The sequence below is a fragment of the Flavobacterium sp. genome (assembly GCF_028712645.1).
Classification (GTDB): Bacteria; Bacteroidota; Bacteroidia; order Flavobacteriales; family Flavobacteriaceae; genus Flavobacterium.
On record NZ_JAQTPQ010000310.1, the window covers coordinates 1 to 3,753 of the forward strand.

Below are 3,753 nucleotides of genomic sequence, written 5' to 3' on the forward strand. Positions count from 1 at the left end.
CAGTTAAACAAAATTTAAAATAAATTGATAATGATAACAAAAAAGAAAATCCTAATTATCCTATCCATAGGAATTTTAATCGCAGTAGCAGTTGCACTCTATATGTTCAACAAACCTGCCAGAGATGTTCAAGCCACTCAAACTGATTTCAGTTACAAAGCAAGCGAAATCGTAAATGAATATCTTACCGATGCAAAGAAAGCTAATAACAAATACCTGGACGAAGAAGGCAACTCCAAAGTTTTAGAAATTACAGGAACGGTTGCTCAAATATCGGAAGACTTCAATCATCAAAAAGTAATCCTTCTTAAAGCAGCTACTGACAAAGCTGGCGTTAGTGCTACGTTTACCAAAGAAACAAGTTCTCATACAACAAACATAAAAGTAGGTGACGAAATTACCATAAAAGGTGTTATTCGTTCCGGTGCAACTTACGACAAAGATTTAGAAATGTACGAAAACGTAACCCTAGATAAAAGCGACATCGTGTCCAAATAAATAAGTAAAAACAAGTAAATAAACAAATAATTAAATTTAAAAAAATGAAATCGAAGATTCACGAAAACCAATTAAAAACAATAGAAATTATGAGTAAAAAATCAGTATTAACAATCGTAGCTTTAGTAACAATCTCACTAACAGCCGTAGCCCAAAAACAAGCGACTACAAAAACACATTTTAAATTCTTTTCTACAACACCAGCCGAAAATATCGAGGCAAACAATTATGCCGCTGTTGGAGCAATTGATCCTAGTAATGGCGATGTTGTTTTCTCGGTGCCAATGCAAAGTTTTGAGTTCGAAAAAGCCTTAATGCAAGAACACTTTAACAGTAAAAAGTTTTTGAACACAAAAGAAAACCCAAAAGCAAAACTAACAGGAAAAATTGCCAATCTTGACAAAGTAAATTTCAAAAAAGACGGATCTTATACGGCTAATATTGAAGGTGATTTAACCATAAACGGAGTTACAAACCCTGTTAAAGAAAAAGCTACAATTACCGTAAAAGGTGGAAGTATTAGTCTATCATCTAAATTTAATCTTACTTTAGCTGATTATAAAATAGCTTTCTCTGGCGGAAAACCATCAACTAATATTGCAAAAACAGTTGAAGTTACCGTAGAAGCAAATTATTAATTCCTTTTTTTGTTTCAAAACTATATTTCTGTTTTTCGCCTTTACGAAATAATAGAAATATAGTTTTTACTTTTTAAATTATTGAAATGATTACAGAAAGAAAACAATACCAATTATTCGGAAAAATAATTTTTGAAAAACTGACTATCGAAGCACCTTTCAAAATCCCAAATCCAATGCCTAATGAAGCTTGTTTTCTGTATATACTCGAAGGACAAGTTGATTACAAGACACAACTTCAAAGTGTGTCAATACCAGTAAATGATGCCGTTTTGCTCAAATGTGGCAACTATTTCAGCCAAATGAAAAGCAGTACGCTTTCTAAAAACAATCAGATCATTATTGTGCATTTTCATCCCGAAATATTGAAAAAGATATACGATACTGATTTGCCAAAGATTTTTCAAAAACCTGCAAAAGAACCCAATTTAGAACTTGAATTAACTCAAATTAACAACGATTTTCTAATTCAAAAATACATCGAAAGTTTGTTGTTTTATTTTGACAATCCGACACTCACCAACGATGATTTGTTGGTTATCAAACTGAAAGAAATCATTCTCTTGCTTTGTCAAACCAAAAACGCTCCAGTTATTCAACAAATTTTATCACAATTATTCTCGCCAACCAGTTTCACATTCAAGCAAATTGTTGAAAGCTATTTTTACCAACATATTGCCATCGAAGAACTGGCTGAAATAACGAATTTAAGCCTTTCTTCCTTTAAAAGGGAATTCAAAAAAAACTACAACGATAGTCCAGCTAATTATTTAAGAAACAAGAAATTAGAAAAAGCAGCCGAACTGTTATTAATTTCTGATGAACGAATTACAGATATAGCATTCGATTGTGGTTTCAATGATTTGGCCAATTTTTCAACACTCTTTCACGAAAAATACAATCAAACCCCGACTCATTTTCGTTTGAACCAAATAACCAAATAATTGAACTAAAAACCAAAAATCATTTGCCGTTTATAATTTAATTTTGAATTCAAAAAAATGACATTCGAAATTAAGACTTTAAAATATAAAGGAAAAGTTGTATTTGAAAAAGCGGTTATGTCAACCAATTTTAAGCGTATTCCTAAATTTTTTCAAGAAAATGAAGCTTGCTTTTTGTTTCTTACAAAAGGTGCATTCCAATACAGAACTCCCACAAATGTATTGTCTTTTACAGAAGGAGATGCAATGTTATCAAAATGTGGAAATTATTTTATTGAACAACTAGCAACAAATCCTAACCCAAAAACGGAAACTTTAACGGTAATTGGGTCGTATTTTTATCCTGAAATAATAAAACATTTTTTTGAAACGGATTTATCAATTCAAAATTTTCAAAATAACTTTGATACCGTAAAAATTAATGTAGAACCTTTGATGAAGTCCTATATCGAAAGCATTTTCTTTTTATTAGATAACCCTGAAATTGCCGACGAAAATTTAATAGTAAATAAACTTAAAGAATTACTCTTATTATTGAGTAAAACCGAAAAAGCGGCTTCTATAAATGAGTTTATCTCATCATTATTTATTCCATTTGAATATAATTTTAATGAAATTATACAACAAAATCTTTATGCAAATTTATCGCTAAAGGAATATGCAACCTTATGCAATTGTAGTTTATCAACCTTTAAACGGAAATTTTTTGACTTATATAGCGAAAGTCCTTCAAAATATATTTTGATAAAAAAATTAGAAAAAACAACACAATTACTACAAATAAAAACCAAGCCAATTGCTGACATTGCTTACGATTGTGGATTTGAAACAGTTTCAAGTTTTAACAAAGGTTTCAAAAAACATTTTTCAAAATCTCCTTCAGAATATCGTCTGAACTTTTTGGAAAACAACTTGAACTTTTTGGAAAATTAATCCATTTTTATGCTTCTCATCTTTGCATTGTTAAAACAAATAACAATCAAATAAAAAAAGTAAAGATGAAAACAAAAATTAAATTTGGACAAATGTTACTAATTGCACTGGTAGCATTTACAGGTGTTAATGCACAAAAAAAAGTGCAACATTTTAGTGTTGAAAAAACTATTAATCTTCCTGCAGAACAAGTTTGGGCAGTGGTTGCAGATGATTATGGTACTATTGCAGATTCTCACCCAAAAATTGTGAAATCAGAATTTTTGAATGGAGCAACAAAGGGAGATGAGGGTGTTGAAAGAAATTGTTATTTTAATGAAAATGGCACGAAAGTTCTACACGAAAGAATGACAAATTATGATGCTGCAAATATGACATTTACAAATCTTTTAGTTGATGCAAAAAAATTTCCAATTAACCCAGAATATACTACCGCTGTTTATAAAGTAACAAAAATAGGTAGTCATCAATGCAAAATTTCTATAGCAATGTCCTATAGAACAAAACCAGCAATGATGGGAGCTATGGCGAAAGGATCGTTTATAAAGCTAATGAAAGATTATTTTATTGCTATTGAACATCACATCAAGACAGGAGAAAATATAAATAGTTATAATTTCAAAAAGTTCAAAAACGATTATAGCAATGAAGCAACCGTTATAAAATCTTAAAATATAATTATGATAATCCAAAAAGAAATAATAGTAAACAAAGGAATTGACAAAGCCTGGGAAGTCCTT

General features: G+C 30.1%; 5 protein-coding genes. All 5 read left to right on the forward strand.

What is annotated here, in order from left to right:
- The first annotated feature begins 30 nt into the window (after positions 1-30).
- The 5 genes from PHC28_RS16895 (at position 31) to PHC28_RS16915 (ending at position 3,684) form a co-directional block, all read left to right on the forward strand.
- The gene (locus PHC28_RS16895) at positions 31-498 is read left to right on the forward strand and encodes a hypothetical protein (protein WP_300103346.1); all 468 of its coding nucleotides are present in this window, start codon (positions 31-33) and stop codon (positions 496-498) included.
- A 44-nt stretch (positions 499-542) separates the two neighbouring features.
- Positions 543-1,136: a YceI family protein gene (locus PHC28_RS16900; protein WP_300103347.1), complete on the forward strand. Its 594-nt coding sequence runs from the start codon at positions 543-545 to the stop codon at positions 1,134-1,136.
- Positions 1,137-1,222: 86 nt separating this feature from the next.
- Positions 1,223-2,080, forward strand: coding sequence for a helix-turn-helix transcriptional regulator (locus PHC28_RS16905; RefSeq protein ID WP_300103349.1), 858 nt, complete (start codon positions 1,223-1,225; stop codon positions 2,078-2,080).
- Positions 2,081-2,137: 57 nt separating this feature from the next.
- Complete coding sequence (locus PHC28_RS16910) at positions 2,138-3,013, forward strand: AraC family transcriptional regulator (protein WP_300103351.1); 876 nt, start codon at positions 2,138-2,140, stop codon at positions 3,011-3,013.
- A 65-nt stretch (positions 3,014-3,078) separates the two neighbouring features.
- The gene (locus PHC28_RS16915) at positions 3,079-3,684 is read left to right on the forward strand and encodes an SRPBCC family protein (RefSeq protein WP_300103353.1); all 606 of its coding nucleotides are present in this window, start codon (positions 3,079-3,081) and stop codon (positions 3,682-3,684) included.
- The last annotated feature ends 69 nt before the right edge of the window (positions 3,685-3,753 follow it).

Excerpts from the sequence above, each read along its gene's own strand:
- PHC28_RS16905 (WP_300103349.1), top strand. The coding sequence starts at position 1,223 with ATGATTACAGAAAGAAAACAATACCAATTATTCGGAAAAATAATTTTT.
- PHC28_RS16910 (WP_300103351.1), top strand. The coding sequence starts at position 2,138 with ATGACATTCGAAATTAAGACTTTAAAATATAAAGGAAAAGTTGTATTT.
- PHC28_RS16915 (WP_300103353.1), top strand. The coding sequence starts at position 3,079 with ATGAAAACAAAAATTAAATTTGGACAAATGTTACTAATTGCACTGGTA.
- PHC28_RS16895 (WP_300103346.1), top strand. The coding sequence starts at position 31 with ATGATAACAAAAAAGAAAATCCTAATTATCCTATCCATAGGAATTTTA.
- PHC28_RS16900 (WP_300103347.1), top strand. The coding sequence starts at position 543 with ATGAAATCGAAGATTCACGAAAACCAATTAAAAACAATAGAAATTATG.